The sequence below is a fragment of the Bacillus sp. FS02 genome, assembly GCF_024398395.1.
Taxonomy (GTDB): domain Bacteria; phylum Bacillota; class Bacilli; order Bacillales; family Bacillaceae; genus Bacillus; species Bacillus altitudinis.
Genome location: NZ_CP074101.1, coordinates 2,344,207 through 2,363,827 on the forward strand (window position 1 = coordinate 2,344,207; position 19,621 = coordinate 2,363,827).

The window sequence follows — 19,621 nt, forward strand, 5'->3', positions numbered from 1 at the left end:
ATATGCCGATATATTTCATAGAAGATTGTGTACTGATGATTTTAGGTCATGTGAAAGAATTTGAATGAGGTGAGCACGTGTTAAAAGGACTATACACCGCAACATCTGCCATGATCGCTCAAGAGCGGCGGACAGAAATGCTTTCAAATAATATCGCAAATGCGAATACTCCAGGCTATAAAGCAGATGAAGGGGCCATGCGCGCATTTCCAGAAATGCTTCTAAGCCGAATGGAATCAGGACGTTTCCAAACATCTTCAGGCAAAGGCTTTAGTATCCCGCAGCAAACGGCGATTGGCGGAATTAATACGGGAACATACATGCAGGAGTTAATTCCTCAATTTACACAAGGAACATTAAAAACAACGGATCAAACAACGGATATCGCATTAGTAGAAAATAATGTACCCATCAACCCAGAGACAAATCAAAAGTCAGCGCTTTTTTATGCTGTGAATACACCAGAAGGCGTTCGTTATACGAAAAGCAGTTCCATTACATTGAATGATCAAAATCAGTTGACGATCAATGGACGTGCCCTTCTTTCCGTGACGGGCCAGCCGATTACCGTTCAAAGTGAGAATTTCAAAGTGAACGCAGATGGAACCGTGAGTGAAAACGGACAAAACCTTGGACAAATTGATGTACGTGTTGCAATGGATACAAGAAACCTTGCGCGTGAAGGAAATGATTTATACCGTACAGCTGATAATCAGCCTCTTCCAAGTGCGGTCAATAACGGTCAAATGTCCTATACATTAAGCCAAGGTGTATCAGAGCTGTCGAACGTTGATGTGACGAAATCATATACAGAAATGACAACAGCCTACCGCGCATTTGAAACAAACCAAAAAGTGGTTCAGGCATATGATAAGAGTTTAGAAAAAGCAGTGAACGAAATCGGAAGAGTGTATTAATGAAGAAATGAAGAGAGAGGAGGATTCTCATGCTTAGAACGATGATCAATGCAGCTGTGTCGATGAACGAGGTGCAAAAGCAGCTTGATATCATTAGTAATAACATCGCAAACAGTGAAACAACAGGGTATCGCGCGAAAAACACCCGTTTTTCAGAGCTGGTCAGACAACAGTTTAATCAGGTAGATGAAAAAAATGAGCAGGTGGCAAACAGTCGTCTGACACCTGCTGGTTTAAGGCTTGGAACTGGAACAATGGTCAATGCATCCATTAACTCATTGCAAGGGTCTATTAAAGAAACAGGCCGTGACCTTGATGTTGCATTTGGTGCGCCATCTCAGTATTTGCAGGTCAATGCTGGCGGTAACATCCGGTATACAAGAGATGGCTCTCTTTATTTACAGCCAGGAAATAATCGGAATCAAGTCCAGCTGGTGACAAGCGAAGGCCATCCGATTCTTGACGAAAACGGGAATGAGATTGTCTTAAATGCGAATTTCCGTGATATTTCTATCGATAAAAATGGCCGGCTTACAGCTATTTCTCGAGGCAATCAACCGAATCAGCAGGTGAACCTTGGGGTTGTTCAAGTGAATAATTCTTCAGCACTCATCTCTGAAGGAGAAAATTTGTTCTCAGTCGACGGCAACTATCAAGGCGCTTTAACGGCACTGAATGGGGCAAACCGTCAGGCCATTCAACTTCAGCAAGGTGCACTTGAAACGTCGAATGTGGACATGTCTAAAGAATTAACAGACCTCATGACAACACAGCGTTCGTATCAGATGAACTCAAGAACCATTACGATGGGCGATCAGATGCTAGGACTCATTAATACCATTCGATAATGAGCAGGCGGATGTCAGCCTCTCATGATAAAAAAGGCGGCTCGCTCAAAGTCGCCCTTTTTTTTATAAAAATCTGAGACATCTGCAAGCAGATCTTCAAGATCAATCCAGGCTTCTTTTCGTTCAAGACATGTGACGAGTGTAGCAATCTGTTCATCTGCCTTGGGCGTTTGGCTGTAGAGAAGGAATAAAATTTGGAACTTGATTCTTAATAGATCAAATTGGGCATCAACGGCTTCTTTTAGTCCTTTTTGAATATACTTCATTCCTTCATCAGTTAAATTCTCTTTAAAGCAGGAACGCACAGTTTCATAGAGACACGATACATAGGAGTGGGCAGATTTCCGGTATGCTGGGAGCCGAAGCGCTTTTTTAAAGTATTCTAGTGCTTCCTTATGACGGTTTTGTCTTGACTTGATAAAACCAGCGTCATAATACACGATACCAAGCAGTTCTTGGTCATCAATCATTTTCACGTATTCGATAATTTCAATAAAAATAGCTTCTGCTGCTTCATATTTTTTTTGATCACTAAAGTTAAGTGCGAGCACAATTTTGCACCGATAAATGCTGTGGATATCCCCGTGCTTTGCAAAGATATCCATGGCTTTTTCAACATGTCGAATGGATAACAGTGAATAGCGGTTGTTATAATAAACACCACTTGTACGGAAATGAAACTCCGCTTCCTCTAGCTCATCGTCTAGCAGGGGCAGTTTTTCTTCTGCTTTTTCAAGATAATGAATGGCATCATTTTGATCGCTCTTTAAAGATTCGTATAAACCGAGAAAAAAGTAAAAATAATATTGTAGTTGATCGTTCATTTGATCTTTTTGGAGCATGAGTTCATGCTTCAGTTTTTCTAAGTCTTCTGTTTGGTTCATCCAGAGCTGATGGCGAAAAAGCATAAGCTGATAATGTAAATGAAGCTCCTGTTTCTTTGACAATCTACGTTTATATTTGGTTAAGGACGTTTTGATCTCTTCAGCCTTCGAAAAGTGTCGATGTTTTAGCATTGTATACCACGAATGGAGAAGTTTTTTAATGGATTTATCGCTTATAAAATTCATTTTTACCCTCTTATTCAATCAATGATGTAATATATATTACCATATTTGTGAAAAAACGATGAGTGTAGAGTGGATTATATTTCATGACAATAGGTAATAATAGATGTTATTTTTTACCATAATTGTTGGCTAGACATTGAAAAATGACTGCATTCATAATATACTTCAATAGGAATCAAATGAAGATTAGCGATATAGAAAAGAAGGAGAGATCAAGACATGCTTGATGCTCAGCAAATTCAAGACATTATTCCACACCGTTATCCATTTTTATTGGTTGACCGTATTTTAGAAGTTGATGGTGAGAAAAGAGCGGTTGGAATCAAAAATGTCACAGTAAATGAAGAATTTTTTAATGGCCATTTCCCAGGATACCCCGTCATGCCAGGTGTGCTTATTGTAGAAGCGCTCGCTCAAGTTTTTGGGGTCATCATGTTAGGTAAAGAAGAGAACAAAGGGAAAATTGGTTTGTTTGCAGGGATTGACAGCTGCCGATTCAAAAGACAGGTCAAGCCCGGCGATCAGCTACGTTTAGAGGTTGAAGTCACGCGTCTTCGCGGTCCAGTTGCCAAAGGAAAAGCAGTTGCAACAGTAGATGGCGAAGTGGCATGTGAAGCAGAACTGACATTTTCTATCGGTCCGAAAGTATCGTAATATGTCTGACGGTTCATCATGTATGAACCGTTTTTTATATGGAAACATTCAGCCCAAGCGGATAAGGACTTGCTTTTTTGACAAAAAAACGTCATATTAGACAAAAAAAGATGAAGGTGATAAAGAATGCTGAAAGAATTTAGAGAGTTTGCCGTCAAGGGGAATGTAATTGACCTGGCTGTCGGTGTCATCATCGGGGGAGCATTTGGCAAAATTGTCACTTCTCTTGTGAATGATTTAATTATGCCGCTTGTTGGTATTATTGTTGGGGGGCATGATTTTAGTGGATTGTCTATTAAAATCGGTTCTGCTCAAATTTTGTATGGAAGTTTCATTCAAACAGTGGTCGACTTCTTGATTATCTCCTTTTCCATTTTTATCTTTATTCGTTATTTAAATAAATTAAAACGGAAAAAGGTAGAGGAAGAAGAAGTGGTTGAAACGCCAGATCAAACGGAAGTGTTGTTAACCGAAATTAGAGATTTATTGAAAAAACAAAGCCAATCGAAAGATGTGCAATAGAAAAAGAGCGGCTCATCCCGCTCTCAGCGTGTAGACAAACCCTCGCATTCTTTGTCAGGGCTGTGCTCCGGTGCTCGCCCTTCCTAGACACTTCAAAGGTTTTCTATCACGCTGAAAAGGAAGACAAAGGGCTAAAATAAAGTTCATTTTAGCCCTTTGTCAACCATCTAAGAGCGGCTCATCCCGCTCTTTTTTATGTGTTCTGTTTAAAAGCATCCAGCAGTTTTTCTCCTGATAGCCCCTCTTTGACGAGGTCTTTTAATACTTCTTCGGTTTCTGTTCTGTAACGATTTGTGATCATTTTACCGTCGAGTAATACAGATATGTTTTCTTCTAAGGCAACGATGTTTTTGACTTGGACCGATAGATGAACAGGGCGGTTGTTTTCTTTTGTAATCGTCACGAGAATCTTTACTTCTGTATGCTGCTGGAAGAGCACCTCAAACACTTGTCTATGCTTCTTTGGAATCAGTGCCTCGATCATCCAGTGATTTTCGCCATCTTCTTTATTAATGATTAAGCCGTCACGAAGGGGAATGCTGGACATTTTATCTTGCTTTGGATCAAGTTCGATTTTTAAATCAATCAGCCTAAAGGTTTTCATATTTATCACCTCACAAGCGTTCATTATTCGTAAGTATCATTATAGCATACAACATCTGTATAAATGAAACCGCTGCCTACTCAGAACTAGCTGCATATAAGTGAAAGGAGATGTTTTATGGAGTCCTATCAACTTCGAAACATACATATTGGTGAGGAAAAGGAAAGCAATGTGAGGGTCTATACATGGGGAGATATTCTCTCATTTTGTGATGTGTATATGGAAGAAGGGGAGTCCCTCACTTTTCAATACGTGACAGACGATCAAATGGACTGTTTTGAATTTCAATTGTCAATTCATGATGGAAGGCTTTGTTTTTATTGGTTCGCGTGGGACGGGTCTGACTATATTCACATGCCTTCTAGTAATTGGATTCATTCAGATGTTTTTTATCAATTTATGAAAAATAAGTATTTCGTCAAACAAAATAAGATGATGTTTTATACACAAGCGGTAAAAAGTAAAAATGATTGAGGAAATAAAGAATTTGAAGAACGATTTTGTCATTTTCGTTTTTTGTCTCTTGTGCTATTTCTCAGTAGACTAGGGTTAGCTGAAAGGAAAGGAGGCAAAAGGCAAAGGTCTAGCATCTCGTGGCCCCCTCTAGCTATAGCTGATAGACTTTGCCTTGTACACATATTCACTGCGTAATAGTAGAACCAAGGTTTCTTTGTATCAGTCATGTGTCCCCTGTGAATCCCCTTATGCGTATCCGGTCATGTAGCGTGACCGGGTACTCTTATATTCATTGATAAGCCGATCATTCCTTGCAAATAGTGGATACTCATTTCATAATGATGATGGATTTGATAAACGGAAGGTCAACTGAAAATGCAGGCAAAAAAGGAGAGACCGATGACAAACATTCAATTAATCGCAACGGATTTAGACGGAACTTTATTGAACAGTGAGCACAAAGTGAGTCAGGAAAACGAGCAGGCGTTAAAGGAAGCAGCGGCGAGTGGGATTGAGGTTGTCGTTTCAACAGGAAGAGCGTATTTTGATGTGAAATCTATTTTTGATCAGCTTGGGATGAATACGTGGGTCATCAGTGCAAATGGAGCTGTGATTCATGATCCAGAAGGTCAAGTATATCATTCGGCTGTTCTAGAAGAAGAAAAAGCAAAACACATCTTATCATGGCTTGAAGAGCGTGATTATTACTATGAAGTGTTTACGAATGAAGCCATTTACACACCAAACCGCGGCAGGGAGCTTCTGGCGATAGAAATGGACCGCTTAAAGAGTGCAAATCCAGAAACGGATCAGCGTGTTCTTGAGCAAGCGGCTGAAGTTCAATACAGCCAGTCAGGTTTTGCTTATATTGATACATATCAAGAATTGTTTCGTGAGGATCAGAAGCTTTCATTTTATAACATCTTAGGTTTCTCATTTTTTCAAGACAGATTGAAAGCCGGATGGGATGCGTTTGGACATGATTCTGAATTAACATTGGTTAGTTCGGCTGATCATAACTTTGAAATTGGAGCAAAGGAAGCGTCGAAAGGGCAGGCGTTAACGAGGCTGGCAGAAAACCTCGGTATTCCATTAAGCCAAACAGCGGCTGTAGGAGACAGTTTAAATGATGAATCGATGATTCGGGCAGCTGGGGTTGGAATTGCAATGGGGAATGCGAGAAAGGATATAAAAGAATTAGCTGATCACGTCACGTTAACAAATGATGAACATGGTGTGGCACATATGATTCAACATCTTTTGAAATAATTGAATCGTATGTATTTGTATAAATGACATAGGATGAAGCGCATTCTACAAAAGAGGAATTCAGAACTACTTCTATTTACACCTGCTATGGAACATCATATAATTTAATTATGAATATAACCCGCTTGTAAGGAAGTTAAGGAGAGTAAACGAATGGCGCTGGAATCTTATAAGTCCGACAATCTGCATTTAATCAAGGAAGCCTTAGACTATACTCAGGTTGGCCTGACGGTGACGGACCCGTCTTTACCTGATAATCCTTTAATATATGTGAACAAGGGCTTTTTAGATATGACAGGCTATCAAGAAACCGAAGTATTAGGAAAGAACTGTCGTTTCCTTCAAGGAGATGAAACTGAACAGATTGCTCTCAAACAAATTAGGGCAGCCATTGAAAACAAAGAGGCTGTCACTGTACAGTTGAAAAACTATAAAAAATCTGGTCAAATGTTTTGGAACGAGTTAAGTGTGGCGCCTCTATGGATTGATGAAAATGAAGGGAAACGCCTTTATTTCGTCGGTCTGCAAAAGGATGTTACGAAAGAGAAGGAACAGCAAGAGCTTCTTGAGCAATCTATTGATGAAGTATTGAATATTTCTGTCCCGATTGTTCCGGTGAAGGATGGTATTTCTGTACTGCCGATCATTGGTACGTTAACAGCGCCAAGATTTGATAAAATCATCTCAACGGTCTCCACTTATATCTCTCAATCCAAAGATGATTACTTCATTGTGGATCTGTCTGGTTTATTAGAGGTGGATTCATTTGTGGCGGATGCGATCTTTAAGCTGAACGATTTGATTTTAATGACTGGCACTGAACTGATCGTGACAGGTATTAAACCAAATCTTGCGAAGAAAATGGGAGAAATGAGAGAGGACTTCCGTGAGTTGAATACGTATATGAATGTGAAATCTGCATTGAAAAAGCTACAAATTTAAGCATTCCTTTATATGAGATTAAAAAAAGAGGACTTTTCATCAAGTTTGAGAAAAGTCCTCTTTTTGCTGTCATTACGATGATTGAGCGGCTGCACTTAACGTGAATAAATCTTCTAGTTCGTTCGTTGACAGCTCTGTAATCCAGCTTTCACTTTGGATAATTTGATCATTTAACGTTTGTTTTGTTTCGAGCATTTGATCAATTTTTTCCTCTATCGTGCCGGTTGTGATCATCTTATGGACGTGAACAAACCGCTTTTGCCCGATGCGGTAAGCACGGTCTGTTGCTTGGTTTTCTACAGCAGGATTCCACCATCTATCGTAGTGAATGACATGATTGGCGGCGGTTAAGTTTAGTCCGGTTCCTCCTGCTTTTAAAGAAAGAATTAAGATGTTGAACTCTTTTTTCTGGAAGCGTTCCACCATTTTGTCCCGATCATGTTTTGATAAGCTCCCATTTAAAAATTGAACTGGTTCTCCAAACATCTTTTCAGCCAGCTGTTTGATCATGTTGCCCATTTCAATATACTGCGTAAAAATGAGACAGCTTTCTCCTTGTTCGTGTATGGCTTTTAACAGCTCTGCTAATTTATCCATTTTTAATGAACGTTTCAACAATTTCACGTCTGTTCCGCTCTCTTTTAAATAAAGAGCAGGGTGATCGCAAATTTGTTTGAGTCTGCCAAGCATACTTAGAATGATGGCTTTCCGCTGCATCCCTGTTAATGAGGCCATATGTTCGAATGTATCTTTGACCAGCTGTTCATATAAAGATGCCTGCTCTGCAGATAACGGGATGAATTCTTTTTCTTCTAGTTTCTCTGGCAGATTGAGTGCGACTTCTTCATCTTGTTTTGTTCGTCTTAATAAGAATGGCTTGATCAGCTGCTGCAGCTGTTGGATTCTTTTTTCTTCACGGTCTTTTTCAATCGGAAGGACGAACTTTTTATGAAAACTGGTCAGGCTGCCGAGATATCCTTTGTTCACGAAGTCGAAAATAGACCAAAGCTCTGTCAAGCGGTTCTCCATCGGTGTCCCGCTGAGGGCAATGTGGTGCTGTCCTTTTAATTGCCTAATGGCTCTCGATTGTTTCGTATGGGCATTTTTAATGTTCTGGGCTTCGTCTAAGCAAATGGTATTCCATTTGGCTGCTGTTAATTCATCACGGTCAGAATGTGAGAGACCATACGAAGTGAGGACGATATCTGTTGATTCGTACGCTTTTGTAAAGTTCTCACCTTGTGGACGTGACGGTCCATAATGCAGAGCGACATTCAAATGTGGTGCGAATGTTTCAAGCTCTCTTTGCCAGTTCCCTAATACGGAAGTCGGTGCAATGATGAGAGATGGAGCAGCGTCTTGTTGATGCTCCTTCAAATAGGTGAAATAAGCGATCATTTGAATCGTTTTTCCAAGCCCCATATCATCTGCTAAACAAGCCCCGAATCCATGAGACCTTAAGAACAGAAGCCAGTTGACACCGTGTTGCTGATACGGGCGCAGTGTGCCCTTAAAGGACTCACTCATCTCATAGGATGGCAGTTCTTGTGTATCATTTAACTGATGAACAAGCCCTCGTAATTGAGACGAAAGTTCAAATTGAATATGGGCAAAGGCTGAACTGTCTAGCAGCTCAGGAATCGACTCAGAAGAGGCTTCTTGGTCTGCGAGTTCACGTGATAAAATATCCGACATATGAAGTCCTTCGTTCTCAGCGCGCTCCATCCATTTCTTCATTTGCTGGATAAAGGTCGGATCAATTTTAATCCATTGTCCACGAATGTTGACAAGACGACGTTTACTTTGAACAAGCTCGTTGAACTCATCTTCTGTCAGCTCAATCCCATTTGTGGCAAAGCGCCAATTAAAGTCCATAAGGGCATCCATTCCAACGTGCGATTCGCCTCGTGGTGTGGAGGAAATCCGTGCTTTTAGCATCATGGTGCTTTCTTTGACGATTTGCCACCATGATGGAAGCAGGATCTCAATCCCCATGTTCACAAGTGTTTCACTCGCTTCAGATAGGAAGAGCCACGCTTCTTCTTCTGACATGAGGGTGGTACCAGATGTAAATGAGAGCCAAGGGACAATCTGACCGAACCGCTCTAGCTCTCTGGTGATTTTTTCTTGAAACGGACGCCATGATTTTTTTAAAGAACGGATGCCTTCAAAGAAATGCAGATCACTGTTTTTCTTATCACGCAAAAACAATTCAATTTTCCAATCATCTCCGTCGAAATCAGGCTCATTTAAACGCAAGCCGACAGTGAAAGGCGTCTCATCATCAATCCAGCCGATCGTTTCCAAGAAATCCTGTTCATCTAAAAAATGACCTTGGAAGGAGGAAAGAGCAGGCGATTGTGCAGTCATTCGGTTCCATTTGTGCTGCAAGGCATCATCATATTGAATGTAATCCTGTACGGCAAAGGAGAACCAATCAGCTGTGTAGCCATCTAACAGGCCTTCTTTGTCTTTAAAGCGAAGCATCCCTTTTGTCCAAGCCTCGAAATCTGGGACAAAATCTTCATCCTCGATGAATTCGTAAATGGTTGAGGCTGTTTTCATAAGCGGCTCTGTTTCATCCGTTAACGTCACATGGCTGAAAGTATTGAATGAATTTTTCCCTAACAATTCAACGGTCATCCAAGGACTTAACAGGAAGGCAGGTGTGCCAATAAAGCTCACATCTTCTAAGAATGTTCCGTAAAAAGATGATTCGTGCCATTGGAAAAGCTGCCTCTTCATTTCATTTAGCGGTACAGGCTGTCCGTCCTCTGCTTGCGCTGAAATGGTGAAAGAGAAATCTTCGGTTTGTTCTGCATGAATGACAATTTGTTTATGGCGTGTCATCAATTAATTTTCCTTTCTTCATTTCCTCTTGGAACGCACGCAGCCGTTTTGTTGAATCTTGCAGCTGCTGTACATATCTTTCCCACACCGCGTTTTTCTTCGTTTTATGATAAAGCGTACGCAGTTTCTTGAGCATTTTCACAGATTCCCGGTAAGCACTTCGATTCTTTTGATCGAGAAGCAGTGAGATTTCCCGGTGGTATGAAGGAATGAGTGCTTCAGGCTCTTCCTTTGCAATCTGTTTTATTAATTCTTTCTCCAACTCACTGATAGAGAAACCAACGAGGCTGTGTATTTCAATCCATTCTGCATAGCGTTCTTGTGCATATAAGAGCTGACTATATTCAGTAAATGCATAAGGCATACAGATTTGGAGATAGCGTTCATACAAGAAATGATCTTTCGTCTGTTTAAAGTACGCGTCTAAATAAAAGAAGAAATCGCTGACGGCTCCACGCAGTTCTCTATAAGATAGGTCAAGCTGGCAATATTCTTCTAATACATATGTGATCTCTTGATACCAAAGTTTGAGACGCTTCCAGTCCTTGCGGTTTGTGAGATCCTTTAGCCAATTGAGCACATTCGGCAGCATATCTGCATTGAGCAATTTTAATTGCTGGAAGAGTCTTTCGTCTTCTTTTAGCAAATAATCCATATGCATCAGCCCAATGGTGCGCTCAACCGTTTGCTCCTGCTGTTGGGCGCTCTTGAGTAGTTCTGTTTCTTTTTTGACCCATTTCCCTCTATTTAATATAGTTCCCCACATTTCCATAAAGACCGCAACTCGTTCATGCTGGAAAGGTCCGCTGATTTGAAGAAGTGTCCGAACGGCAGTTGGTGTGTTTTCAAGAAACGGATCGAGGGAAAAGGAAAGGGCGTATGTCCTCAAATGATCCACTGAATCAAAAATGGTGTTCATGAGCTGTTCTACATATGGATTCATCGAATAAAAGTCTTTTTCGGCATCAAGACGGCCGAGATCGATTAGCTCATGGAGCCTTAACCACACATCGATGGACGTATGAATCGCATACAAACTCTTGAATTCAGGTGAAGTGGGTGCGTGTTTTTTCAGGATCGATAAATAGCCGTAATACAAATGCTGTGGTGTTTGCTGGTGCTTCGGTGTCCGTTTCAGCCAGAGGTGAAATTCCTCCTGGAAAAAATTCAACCAGCTCTGAAGTGATTGTTCATCTGGGCGCTTCACTTGGAAGTGCTGGCGAATGAGTTCTTTGCTGCGCTGTAATTCATCCTTCTCTGACCAATTTTCTGTAAAGCCGGTCACACTCTTTACTTGAGCGTATAGCGAAAAGAAGACAGCGAGGATATGTTTACATAGTCCATCAGCTGGACATGAGCAGCTGCTTCTCACTGGAAACAGCACATGAAGGTGGACTCTTGCTGCCACGACATCATGTACATAAGCTGACCATTCGGTATCAGACTCTTGCTTGAGCCGATATACGCTGTCCTGTCTATAAGTAATCAATGCTTTTTTGATGAGTTGCTTGTTTTCATCTGTTGCAGGAAGAAGTTCTTTGATCTGTTCGGCTGTTTGTTTGATTTCTTCTTCGTTGATGTTGTGCTGAAGCATTTGATCCGCTCCTAACCAAGTAAAAGATTCCAATTCTTTTATTATAGCTCAATGGTGATTTATAAAAAAGTTTTTCATGAAAATGGTCATAAATTTCAAAAGCTGTCGAATGATGTATTAGAGTATTGCATAAACCAACCATACAGCATATAATAATGAAATTAGTGGAATCGAAAGGATACAGACATGGATAATAAGGGTTTAAATCAAGAAGAGTTTTTAAAGATTTTGATGTACGCTCATGATATTGGTGAAAATTCAAATGATGTCACAACAAAAGAAATGCTTGAAAATTTGATTGCTCATATTCGAAATGGCCTTGTTTCATAAAAGTAGCCCCCTGCTCTCTCAGCAGGGGGTTTTTGTATGCTTTTATGAATGGAACGAAAATCCCCGGCATACGATGACATTACAAGCATAAGGAGTAGGGGGAGCTGATGTGTCATGAAGGTTGCGATTGCAGGCTGTGGGTATGTAGGGCTTGTCACAGGTGTGTGTTTAGCAGAGGCGGGTCACGACGTGACATGTATGGATATTGACCGGCGGAAGGTCATGCAGCTGAAGCAAGGGAATCCTCCGATGTACGAGCCGGGATTAAAAGAACTGCTCAAACGGAATATGGAGCAAGGACGCATTCGTTTTCATATTGATGGAGCGTCAGCCTATTCGCAGGCTGACGTGTTAATGATTGCTGTCGGTACCCCGCAACAGGCAGACGGTCAAGCTGATTTGCAGTATGTCTTTCAAGCGGCAAAGGAGATGGGCTTACAAGCAAAGCCAGGCGCAGTGCTTGTCGTGAAAAGTACAGTGCCTGTCGGAACGGGCGATCAAATTGATCATTTGATTCATCACGTGTTAGGTCGTAAGGAGCCATTATCTATCGCATCTAATCCAGAATTTTTACGAGAAGGGTCTGCTATCTCAGATACGCTGCGAGCGGATCGACTGGTGATTGGAGCCGAAACAAAGAACGGATTAGATCAGCTAGAGTCTATGTATGCGGATTTCCACATTCCATTCGTGAGAACAGATCGGAAAAGCGCAGAGATGATCAAATACGCATCAAATGCATTTCTTGCCACAAAAATCAGCTTTATGAATGAAATTGCTTCGATTTGTGGAAAAACGGGAGCTGATGTTGAGAGAGTTGCAGAGGGGATGGGACTCGATCAGCGGATTGGTGCTTCGTTTCTTAGGGCAGGCATTGGTTACGGAGGTTCCTGTTTTCCGAAGGATACAAATGCCCTTGTTCAAATTGCAGGGCATGTGTTCCATGATTTTGAGCTATTGAAGGCTGTCATCAAAGTCAACAATGAGCAGCGGGCTACTTATATTCGAAGTGTGAAGGAGCGAATGGGAGAAAACTTGGAAGGGAAGAGAATGGCCCTTCTTGGCCTTTCATTTAAGCCGAATACTGATGACATAAGAGAGGCGCCGTCGATCCCAATCGCTCATCAGCTCCATCAATTAGGAGCGGAGATCGTGGCCTATGATCCTGCTGCCGCCCGCAATGCAGCTCAAGAACTGCCTGATCAAGTCTTTTTTGCTCAAACGATTGAAGAGGCGATAAAGGATGCTGATGCTGTCTGTATACTAACAGAGTGGGCGGATATTCAGTCCTTTCCACTTTCAGCTTATAAAGATTTCATGAGGCAGCCGATCATTTTTGATGGCCGGAATTGTCATACGCTTGAAGCGGCAGAAGCAGCTGGGGTCGAGTATCATTCTATTGGGCGCAGGCCTGTCTCTCCTATTTATATGTAATGAGAAAAACCGATAACTTCACGTGTTATCGGTTTTTGCGTTAATGCGGAAGAATGAATCCGCCATATAAAAATGCAGCCACTATTAGAAAAGCAGGGTGCAATTTGAATTTGGTCATAAAGAAAAATGAAATGGCGGCAATGGCAAGTGATTGCGTCCAGCCAATGGCTTTCACGGCATCTCCGCCAATTTCCCATGTTAATAAAAGCATCATCATCGCAATGACAGGCTGTACAGATAGAGTCATGCCTTTGACGACAGAAGATTGGCGAAAACGATCAATGAGTTTTAGCAATAAAATCAATCCAATAGCAGACGGTAGGACCGTCGCAAGCAGTGCAACGATAAAGCCTGGCCATCCCATGACATCATAGCCTACATAAGCCGCAATTTTCGTAGCGATTGGACCTGGAAGTGCGTTGGCTAATGCGAGCATATTGGAGAACCCTTCGTTTGTCATCCAATGAAAATGATTGACGATTTCTTCATAATTGAGTGGAATGGAGGCAGGTCCTCCACCATACCCTAACAGATTGGATAAGAAGAATGCCCAGAATAAAAAGAGAATCAGCATCACGAAGACACTCCTTTCTCTTTATTTGTTCGATTCCAGCGATCTTTCAGTCTAAAATGAAAGGCACCATAACATAAAAAGATGATGACAATGATTCCTGGATGAATCGAGAGTACTTGAAGACCGACAAATGCCAAAAGGAATAGGGCGATTCCGAAGATCATGCCGAAGCCCTTCAACGCTTTTTGTCCAAATTCATATGCCATCATTCCTAACAGAACGGCAATCACTGGTGTCACAGCACCGATCATATTTTGAATGATGACTGAAGAGCTTAAGACGCTGACAAGTGTAACAAGTGCCACCATAGCGAGACATGTCGGTAAAATATGTGCAGCTGTTGCAACAATGGCGCCAGATACACCTTTTAATCGATAGCCGAGGTATGCCGACATTTTCGTAGCAATCGGTCCAGGTAATGCGTTGGCGATGGCGAGTGTTTCTCCAAATTTGTCATCATTGATCCATTTGTATTTGACGACCGCTTCATGGCGAATGAGCGGGATCACAGAAGGTCCTCCGCCAAATCCCAGAATACCGGTTCGCACCATGGCGATCATGAGTTCAAGATATGATTGCAAGTGGTTCAACTCCTATCTACAATTTCATGCCCATTCGGCTTTTGTATCGTTTAATGAGCATTTGACAGTCAACACTGACGACGCCTTCAAGTGGGTACAGCTTCTTTGTCAGGAACGTCTCCATTTCCTGTTCATTTTGAAAAATGCCATGCATATGCAGTTTGCTTGGTCCTGTCATATGATAAAGGCTTGTGACGGCTGTTTCCTGCTCAAGCTGAAGGGCGACTGTTTCTAAACATTTCGGCTCAACCTCTACGTTAAAAAAGACAGAGACATGAATGCCGATCTTTGCTGGATTAATGACAGCGGTGAATCGTTCAATGACACCTGCTTCAATAAGCTGCTGAATACGGGCTTGTACTGCAACACGGGAAAGGCCGACTTGTTTCCCTAAATCTGTATAGGACATACGCCCGTCCTCGTGTACTAAGGAAAGAATTTGTTTATCTCTTTCATCTAATGTTAAGTTTGGAATGCGATATTCATGTGCCATCGTATAACCACCTTTCTTCTGTTGATATTCTATCATATTTTATTGCGAATAGAATGTTTGATTTTCAATTGAGTAACGAAATGAAATGGTAAAGGAATATAAAACATCTTTTTGCATAAAAAAACACCCCGGCATCACCGGGGTGTGTTCATTTTATTTTTCTGGGCTACTTTCCGCACTGGCAATTTGTTGTGCAAGGTCAGCACGATCAATGTCTGCTTGGAAGAACTCCTGCGTATTTGGAAGGTGTAAATTCATGTGACGTTTTTGGGAAATTCGAATGGTCACTTGATCCACAGTGTAATCAAATACGTGCCCGCCGACACTGCGATCATCATCAATAAAGTGGAGATGATATCCGCTTACCGCAATGCCATGTGCGTACTGCGGTGTTCGGAATCCTGCGATTGTCCCGCGAATATTTTCGAAATCGAAAATAGGCTGTGACTTAACTGCTTCTACCATCGGAACGTAAGGTTTTTCCTGTTTTTCAACCGTACGGGTTTGAACCTTTTTGAATGACCCATCGATGCGGATCGCATAAAAGACATTTTTGCTCGGTAAGATTCGGTCGATTTCTTCCTCTAGCTCTTTGGACGTCATCGGTGCATCAATTCGATGAACGATGTCCGTTTCAAAGAATGCTAGAGAGCAGAATGGTGAATAATCTTGATCTGTTACTGGTGTGGCTGTTCCATCAGAGCGCAGTCGATAAAAAGCGCCATCAAAGCCGATTAGTTCCCCATCTAATTGATTGAATGTGCCAATGCCAAAATCACCGTGCTCGGGAATATGTGATAGGGAGAAATCTCCATCGTATACGGCTTCCAGCAAGGAGGTCATGGTTGATACTTGATAGACCTCTTGCTTTTTGTCCTGCGGTATTGTGTTGTTTTGTTGATTCATTGGGTGCATCATACCCATGTCCGCTCACTCCTTTAACGTAATGTATCGAAGTCTTATCTGACGTTCGTTGTGTGTTTTTCACGAAAGACTTCTGGCCATTTTTGACTGGCGAGGTCTGGGTTGTCTTGATAGTCTATCGGTATATCAATAATAACGGGCCCTTCTATGTTTATACCCTTTTGAAGGACAGTTGAAAGCTCTTCAGGTGAGTTGACACGTAATCCAGTTGCTCCAAAGCTTTCTGCATATTTCACTAAGTCGATCTGACCGAACTCAACACAAGACGTACGGTCATACTTCATTTCCTGCTGGAATGCCACCATATCGTATGTGCTGTCGTTCCAAACGAGATGAACGAGATTTGTTTTCATGCGCACGGCTGTTTCTAATTCCATGGCGGAGAAGAGAAAACCGCCATCACCTGAGACTGAAATGATCTTTTCATCTGGATTCAATATGGAGGCTGCAATTGCCCATGGTAAAGCCACGCCAAGTGTTTGCATTCCGTTACTCACTAGGAACGTGTTCGGTTCATAAACACGGAAGTGGCGAGACATCCAAATGGCATGAGATCCGATATCACATGTCACTTTCGTGTCATCTGGGATGATACGTCTCAACGTATGAATGACATCCAGCGGGTGTGATAAATGACTTTCTCTTTCTGGTGCTTTTTCGATATCACTTAACAGCTCTTGTAATTCTGTGACCAGATCTACGTTCTTTTTGCATAATGAAAGTGGAACGCTGTCGTGGGCTAGATGTTGCACCGTTTCAGATATATTGCCCACAAGCTCAAGCGTCGGTTCATAGAAATGGTCAATATCTGCCTGCATGTCATCCACATGAATGATTTGACGCTGCTGCGGTTTCAAATTCCAATGCTTCGGATCGTATTCGATTGGATCAAAGCCAATAGTTAAAATCACATCCGCTTTCTCAATGAGAAGGTCCCCTGGCTGATTACGGAATAAGCCGATTCTGCCCACATATTGAGGCTCAAGCTCTCTTGAGAGAACGCCGGCTCCCTGGTACGTTTCGACAAATGGGATACCAAGTGTTTTTAATAATGTTCTTGTCGCATTTGCCGCAGCTGGACGGCTAGCTTTCATTCCCACAATTGCAACAGGTAAGTGCGCATTTTGAATTTTGGCGATGGCCGAACTGATGAGAGCATCCGGTGCAGGACCTAGTTCTGGAGAAAGGTGAGCAGACACTGGTGTTTGTGTGGTGTGTTCGGTCACGACATCTTGTGGAAAGCTGATAAATGCTGCTCCAGCTTGACCTCTTTGTGCCGCGCGAAAAGCATTTGTTAATGCTTCTGGTATATTGTTTACGTCTTGTACTTCAACGCTATATTTTGTCACTGGTTTGAATAATGCCGCATTGTCGAGTGATTGATGTGTTCGTTTGAGTCGATCCGCACGGATGACGTTTCCAGCAATTGCAACAACAGGGTCACCTTCTGTATTGGCTGTTAATAGACCTGTCGCTAGATTGGATGCGCCAGGACCTGATGTGACGAGACAAACGCCTGGTTTGCCAGTTAAACGACCGACAGCTGCTGCCATGAATGCCGCATTTTGTTCGTGTCTGCATAGCACAAGCTCTGGACCTCTGTCTTTTAATACATCAAATACTGCATCAATTTTTGCACCTGGAATCGCAAAAACATGGGTCACACCTTGGGCAATGAGCGTATCGACAATCAACTCTGCTCCTCGTTTTGTTAGGGGTTGTGTTTGAGAATTCATTTACCCCGCACTCCTTTCGGCAAGTAAAATTTTTTATGAAAATATATTTTCATGATATGATTTACTATACATTTCACAAAATAAATTTTCCAATATATGTTTAACGTAGTTTTAATATGTTTCACGAATAAGTGTTTGAGGAGTGAAAGGATGGAACTGAGACATTTGCAGTATTTTGTCACAGTCGCGGAGGAGCTGCATTTCGGCAGAGCGGCCGCACGATTGAACATGACACAGCCTCCACTTAGTCAGCAAATTAAGCAGTTTGAGGAAGAATTGGGATTTCCTTTGTTTCACCGGTCTAAACGGGTGGTGGAGTTAACAGCTGCTGGAAAGGTTTTTTTACATGAGGTCCGGGGGGTGCTGCATCAGCTTGATAAAGCCGTTGATCATGCCCGGCATACGGCAAGAGGGGAGCTTGGGAAGATTATCATCGGTTTCGTTGGTACAGCGACATATGATATTCTGCCGCCAGTTGTCCGTGAATTCAGAGAGCTGTACCCCTCTGTCAGTATTGAGCTGCAACAGCTCTCTGTCCCGCAGCAGCTTGAGGCGCTTTTGAATGGTGAGATTGATATTGGTTTTTTGCATCCTACATCACCGCAAGAAGAATTGGTCAGTCGTTTAATGAAGCAAAGTGAATGTATTTTTGCGATTCCGAAAAACCATCCGCTGGCGGAAAAAGAAGCGGTCACGATTGAAGATATTCGTGATGAGCCGATTATTTCTTTATCAAAGGAATCATGGCCGTCCCTTTATCAGCATTTTGTCCTACTTTGTGAAAAGTACGGATTTTCACCCAATATCGTGCAGGAAGCAGCAGAATATCAAATGGTCATTGGTCTTGTCACAGCGGGAATCGGAATTGCTATCATTCCAACATCGGCCCGGCGTTTATTTAATTTAGATGTGGTGTATCGGTCAATTGAAGGTGAGCAGCTACTCGCGGAATGGACCATTTCTTATAGACGAGAAAATCATAATCCGGCATTGTTTCATCTTGTCCATCATATTCTCCATCGTGCTGAGCCGGAATAAGGGAAGAGAGAACGGGGTATGGTATGATGTCGTTACATACAAGAGGAGGCATGTCTGAAGTGATTACATTACAAATGGATCAGTTGTCACGAAAAGAAGCATATAAAGTATTATCTGGTTCCGTCGTTCCAAGACCCATTGCATTTATTACAAGCCTTTCTAAAGAAGAAATCGTCAATGCTGCACCATTTAGTTTCTTTAATGTCATCAGCGGTCATCCTCCGCTGATCGCTGTTTCTATTGGACGTCGTCAAGGAGAGATGAAAGATACAGCAAAACATATCATCGACAGGGAAGAATTTGTTGTCCATGTGAGTGATGAAGCGATGATTGAAGATATTAATGAAACAGCTGCTACTTTGCCAGAGGAAGAGAGTGAGCTGACTCGTACCGGTCTTCATCAAGTGAAGAGCAGCGTGGTGTCAGTGCCAGGAATCAAGGAAGCACGCATTCGCTTTGAATGTCAGCTGGAAAAACATCTGACCTTTCAAAATGATGAAGGGGAGATCACAGTCGATCATATCATTGGCCGGGTGGTGTGTGCGCATTTAGATGAATCCGTCTATAATGCGGAAAAAGGATATATTTTTACGAATGAATTAAAGCCAGTTGCACGTTTAGCGGGGAATGATTATGCCCATTTAGGCACGCCATTTGTACTGAAGAGGCCGGAATAACATCTAAACCCCGAGGCTATCGGGGGTCCAGCGTGTAGACAAACCCTCGCATTCCTTGTCAGTCCTGCGCTTCGGTGCTCACGAATGTCAATTCGCTCTGCTCCGGTG

At 42.1% G+C, this 19,621-nt stretch carries 20 protein-coding genes; 11 read left to right on the forward strand and 9 right to left on the reverse strand.

The window, feature by feature from the left end; all coding sequences use genetic code 11:
- The first annotated feature begins 77 nt into the window (after positions 1 to 77).
- Both KFQ09_RS11915 and KFQ09_RS11920 read left to right on the forward strand, forming a co-directional pair.
- On the forward strand, positions 78 to 917 hold the full coding sequence (locus tag KFQ09_RS11915; protein WP_017360018.1) for a flagellar hook-basal body protein: 840 nt from the start codon (positions 78 to 80) through the stop codon (positions 915 to 917).
- Positions 918 to 946: 29 nt separating this feature from the next.
- A complete protein-coding gene (locus KFQ09_RS11920; RefSeq protein WP_007497568.1) occupies positions 947 to 1,765 on the forward strand; it encodes a flagellar hook-basal body protein in 819 nt (272 codons plus the stop codon).
- A 14-nt stretch (positions 1,766 to 1,779) separates the two neighbouring features.
- Here KFQ09_RS11920 and KFQ09_RS11925 read toward each other — a convergent pair whose 3' ends face one another.
- Complete coding sequence (locus tag KFQ09_RS11925) at positions 1,780 to 2,835, reverse strand: tetratricopeptide repeat protein (RefSeq protein ID WP_255835690.1); 1,056 nt, start codon at positions 2,833 to 2,835, stop codon at positions 1,780 to 1,782.
- A gap of 219 nt (positions 2,836 to 3,054) precedes the next feature.
- On the opposite strand from KFQ09_RS11925, the gene fabZ reads away from it, so the two are divergent.
- Together fabZ and mscL are read left to right on the forward strand one after the other, a co-directional pair.
- The gene (gene fabZ / locus KFQ09_RS11930) at positions 3,055 to 3,489 is read left to right on the forward strand and encodes a 3-hydroxyacyl-ACP dehydratase FabZ (protein WP_007497564.1); all 435 of its coding nucleotides are present in this window, start codon (positions 3,055 to 3,057) and stop codon (positions 3,487 to 3,489) included.
- A 126-nt stretch (positions 3,490 to 3,615) separates the two neighbouring features.
- Positions 3,616 to 4,011, forward strand: coding sequence for a large conductance mechanosensitive channel protein MscL (mscL, locus tag KFQ09_RS11935; protein ID WP_008343317.1), 396 nt, complete (start codon positions 3,616 to 3,618; stop codon positions 4,009 to 4,011).
- 193 nt (positions 4,012 to 4,204) lie between these two features.
- Here mscL and KFQ09_RS11940 read toward each other — a convergent pair whose 3' ends face one another.
- Positions 4,205 to 4,615: a YwpF-like family protein gene (locus tag KFQ09_RS11940; protein WP_003215215.1), complete on the reverse strand. Its 411-nt coding sequence runs from the start codon at positions 4,613 to 4,615 to the stop codon at positions 4,205 to 4,207.
- A 117-nt stretch (positions 4,616 to 4,732) separates the two neighbouring features.
- Between KFQ09_RS11940 and KFQ09_RS11945 the strand changes: the two genes are divergently transcribed.
- The 3 genes from KFQ09_RS11945 (at position 4,733) to KFQ09_RS11955 (ending at position 7,282) form a co-directional block, all read left to right on the forward strand.
- Entirely contained in the window at positions 4,733 to 5,089 is a 357-nt protein-coding gene (locus KFQ09_RS11945; RefSeq protein WP_008343305.1) for a hypothetical protein, read from the forward strand.
- Positions 5,090 to 5,479: 390 nt separating this feature from the next.
- Positions 5,480 to 6,340, forward strand: a complete 861-nt coding sequence (locus KFQ09_RS11950) for a Cof-type HAD-IIB family hydrolase (RefSeq protein ID WP_026050164.1) — start codon at positions 5,480 to 5,482, stop codon at positions 6,338 to 6,340.
- Between the two features lie 153 nt (positions 6,341 to 6,493).
- Positions 6,494 to 7,282 carry a YtvA family blue-light photoreceptor gene (locus KFQ09_RS11955; protein WP_017368190.1) on the forward strand — a complete coding sequence of 263 codons (789 nt, stop codon included), beginning with the start codon at positions 6,494 to 6,496 and terminating at the stop codon, positions 7,280 to 7,282.
- 72 nt (positions 7,283 to 7,354) lie between these two features.
- Here KFQ09_RS11955 and KFQ09_RS11960 read toward each other — a convergent pair whose 3' ends face one another.
- Both KFQ09_RS11960 and KFQ09_RS11965 read right to left on the reverse strand, forming a co-directional pair.
- The gene (locus KFQ09_RS11960; protein ID WP_017360014.1) at positions 7,355 to 10,132 is read right to left on the reverse strand and encodes a DEAD/DEAH box helicase; all 2,778 of its coding nucleotides are present in this window, start codon (positions 10,130 to 10,132) and stop codon (positions 7,355 to 7,357) included.
- The gene (locus tag KFQ09_RS11965) at positions 10,119 to 11,726 is read right to left on the reverse strand and encodes an SWIM zinc finger family protein (protein WP_255835691.1); all 1,608 of its coding nucleotides are present in this window, start codon (positions 11,724 to 11,726) and stop codon (positions 10,119 to 10,121) included. Before KFQ09_RS11965 ends, KFQ09_RS11960 begins: the two co-directional genes overlap by 14 nt.
- A gap of 186 nt (positions 11,727 to 11,912) precedes the next feature.
- Between KFQ09_RS11965 and KFQ09_RS11970 the strand changes: the two genes are divergently transcribed.
- Both KFQ09_RS11970 and KFQ09_RS11975 read left to right on the forward strand, forming a co-directional pair.
- Positions 11,913 to 12,056 (forward strand): YwzD family small protein, encoded by a 144-nt coding sequence (locus tag KFQ09_RS11970; protein ID WP_003214884.1) that lies wholly within the window; start codon positions 11,913 to 11,915, stop codon positions 12,054 to 12,056.
- Positions 12,057 to 12,170: 114 nt separating this feature from the next.
- A complete protein-coding gene (locus KFQ09_RS11975) occupies positions 12,171 to 13,490 on the forward strand; it encodes a UDP-glucose dehydrogenase family protein (RefSeq protein WP_255835692.1) in 1,320 nt (439 codons plus the stop codon).
- A 40-nt stretch (positions 13,491 to 13,530) separates the two neighbouring features.
- On the opposite strand, the gene KFQ09_RS11980 is transcribed toward KFQ09_RS11975, so the two are convergent.
- The 5 genes from KFQ09_RS11980 to alsS all read right to left on the reverse strand — a co-directional run bounded on the left by KFQ09_RS11980 (position 13,531) and on the right by alsS (position 17,798).
- Positions 13,531 to 14,064: a chromate efflux transporter ChrA gene (locus tag KFQ09_RS11980; protein ID WP_007497548.1), complete on the reverse strand. Its 534-nt coding sequence runs from the start codon at positions 14,062 to 14,064 to the stop codon at positions 13,531 to 13,533.
- Positions 14,064 to 14,624, reverse strand: a complete 561-nt coding sequence (locus KFQ09_RS11985; protein WP_058337158.1) for a chromate efflux transporter ChrB — start codon at positions 14,622 to 14,624, stop codon at positions 14,064 to 14,066. Before KFQ09_RS11985 ends, KFQ09_RS11980 begins: the two co-directional genes overlap by 1 nt.
- A gap of 37 nt (positions 14,625 to 14,661) precedes the next feature.
- Positions 14,662 to 15,138, reverse strand: a complete 477-nt coding sequence (locus tag KFQ09_RS11990; RefSeq protein WP_041091432.1) for a chromate efflux transcriptional regulator ChrS — start codon at positions 15,136 to 15,138, stop codon at positions 14,662 to 14,664.
- A gap of 153 nt (positions 15,139 to 15,291) precedes the next feature.
- Positions 15,292 to 16,053 (reverse strand): acetolactate decarboxylase, encoded by a 762-nt coding sequence (budA, locus tag KFQ09_RS11995; protein ID WP_370529243.1) that lies wholly within the window; start codon positions 16,051 to 16,053, stop codon positions 15,292 to 15,294.
- A gap of 44 nt (positions 16,054 to 16,097) precedes the next feature.
- Positions 16,098 to 17,798, reverse strand: coding sequence for an acetolactate synthase AlsS (gene alsS, locus KFQ09_RS12000; RefSeq protein ID WP_057078951.1), 1,701 nt, complete (start codon positions 17,796 to 17,798; stop codon positions 16,098 to 16,100).
- Between the two features lie 150 nt (positions 17,799 to 17,948).
- On the opposite strand from alsS, the gene alsR reads away from it, so the two are divergent.
- Both alsR and KFQ09_RS12010 read left to right on the forward strand, forming a co-directional pair.
- Positions 17,949 to 18,836, forward strand: coding sequence for an acetoin biosynthesis transcriptional regulator AlsR (alsR, locus tag KFQ09_RS12005; RefSeq protein ID WP_008343276.1), 888 nt, complete (start codon positions 17,949 to 17,951; stop codon positions 18,834 to 18,836).
- A gap of 59 nt (positions 18,837 to 18,895) precedes the next feature.
- Positions 18,896 to 19,513 (forward strand): flavin reductase family protein, encoded by a 618-nt coding sequence (locus KFQ09_RS12010; RefSeq protein ID WP_171971362.1) that lies wholly within the window; start codon positions 18,896 to 18,898, stop codon positions 19,511 to 19,513.
- Positions 19,514 to 19,621 lie beyond the last annotated feature (108 nt).

Bases quoted from the DNA above. Each gene is read 5' to 3' on its own strand.
- KFQ09_RS11920 (WP_007497568.1), top strand. From the start codon at position 947: ATGCTTAGAACGATGATCAATGCAGCTGTGTCGATGAACGAGGTGCAA.
- KFQ09_RS11925 (WP_255835690.1), bottom strand. From the start codon at position 2,835: ATGAATTTTATAAGCGATAAATCCATTAAAAAACTTCTCCATTCGTGG.
- fabZ (WP_007497564.1), top strand. From the start codon at position 3,055: ATGCTTGATGCTCAGCAAATTCAAGACATTATTCCACACCGTTATCCA.
- mscL (WP_008343317.1), top strand. From the start codon at position 3,616: ATGCTGAAAGAATTTAGAGAGTTTGCCGTCAAGGGGAATGTAATTGAC.
- KFQ09_RS11940 (WP_003215215.1), bottom strand. From the start codon at position 4,615: ATGAAAACCTTTAGGCTGATTGATTTAAAAATCGAACTTGATCCAAAG.
- KFQ09_RS11945 (WP_008343305.1), top strand. From the start codon at position 4,733: ATGGAGTCCTATCAACTTCGAAACATACATATTGGTGAGGAAAAGGAA.
- KFQ09_RS11955 (WP_017368190.1), top strand. From the start codon at position 6,494: ATGGCGCTGGAATCTTATAAGTCCGACAATCTGCATTTAATCAAGGAA.
- KFQ09_RS11960 (WP_017360014.1), bottom strand. From the start codon at position 10,132: ATGACACGCCATAAACAAATTGTCATTCATGCAGAACAAACCGAAGAT.
- KFQ09_RS11965 (WP_255835691.1), bottom strand. From the start codon at position 11,726: ATGCTTCAGCACAACATCAACGAAGAAGAAATCAAACAAACAGCCGAA.
- KFQ09_RS11970 (WP_003214884.1), top strand. From the start codon at position 11,913: ATGGATAATAAGGGTTTAAATCAAGAAGAGTTTTTAAAGATTTTGATG.
- KFQ09_RS11975 (WP_255835692.1), top strand. From the start codon at position 12,171: ATGAAGGTTGCGATTGCAGGCTGTGGGTATGTAGGGCTTGTCACAGGT.
- KFQ09_RS11980 (WP_007497548.1), bottom strand. From the start codon at position 14,064: ATGCTGATTCTCTTTTTATTCTGGGCATTCTTCTTATCCAATCTGTTA.
- KFQ09_RS11985 (WP_058337158.1), bottom strand. From the start codon at position 14,624: ATGATCGCCATGGTGCGAACCGGTATTCTGGGATTTGGCGGAGGACCT.
- KFQ09_RS11990 (WP_041091432.1), bottom strand. From the start codon at position 15,138: ATGGCACATGAATATCGCATTCCAAACTTAACATTAGATGAAAGAGAT.
- budA (WP_370529243.1), bottom strand. From the start codon at position 16,053: ATGCACCCAATGAATCAACAAAACAACACAATACCGCAGGACAAAAAG.
- alsS (WP_057078951.1), bottom strand. From the start codon at position 17,798: ATGAATTCTCAAACACAACCCCTAACAAAACGAGGAGCAGAGTTGATT.
- alsR (WP_008343276.1), top strand. From the start codon at position 17,949: ATGGAACTGAGACATTTGCAGTATTTTGTCACAGTCGCGGAGGAGCTG.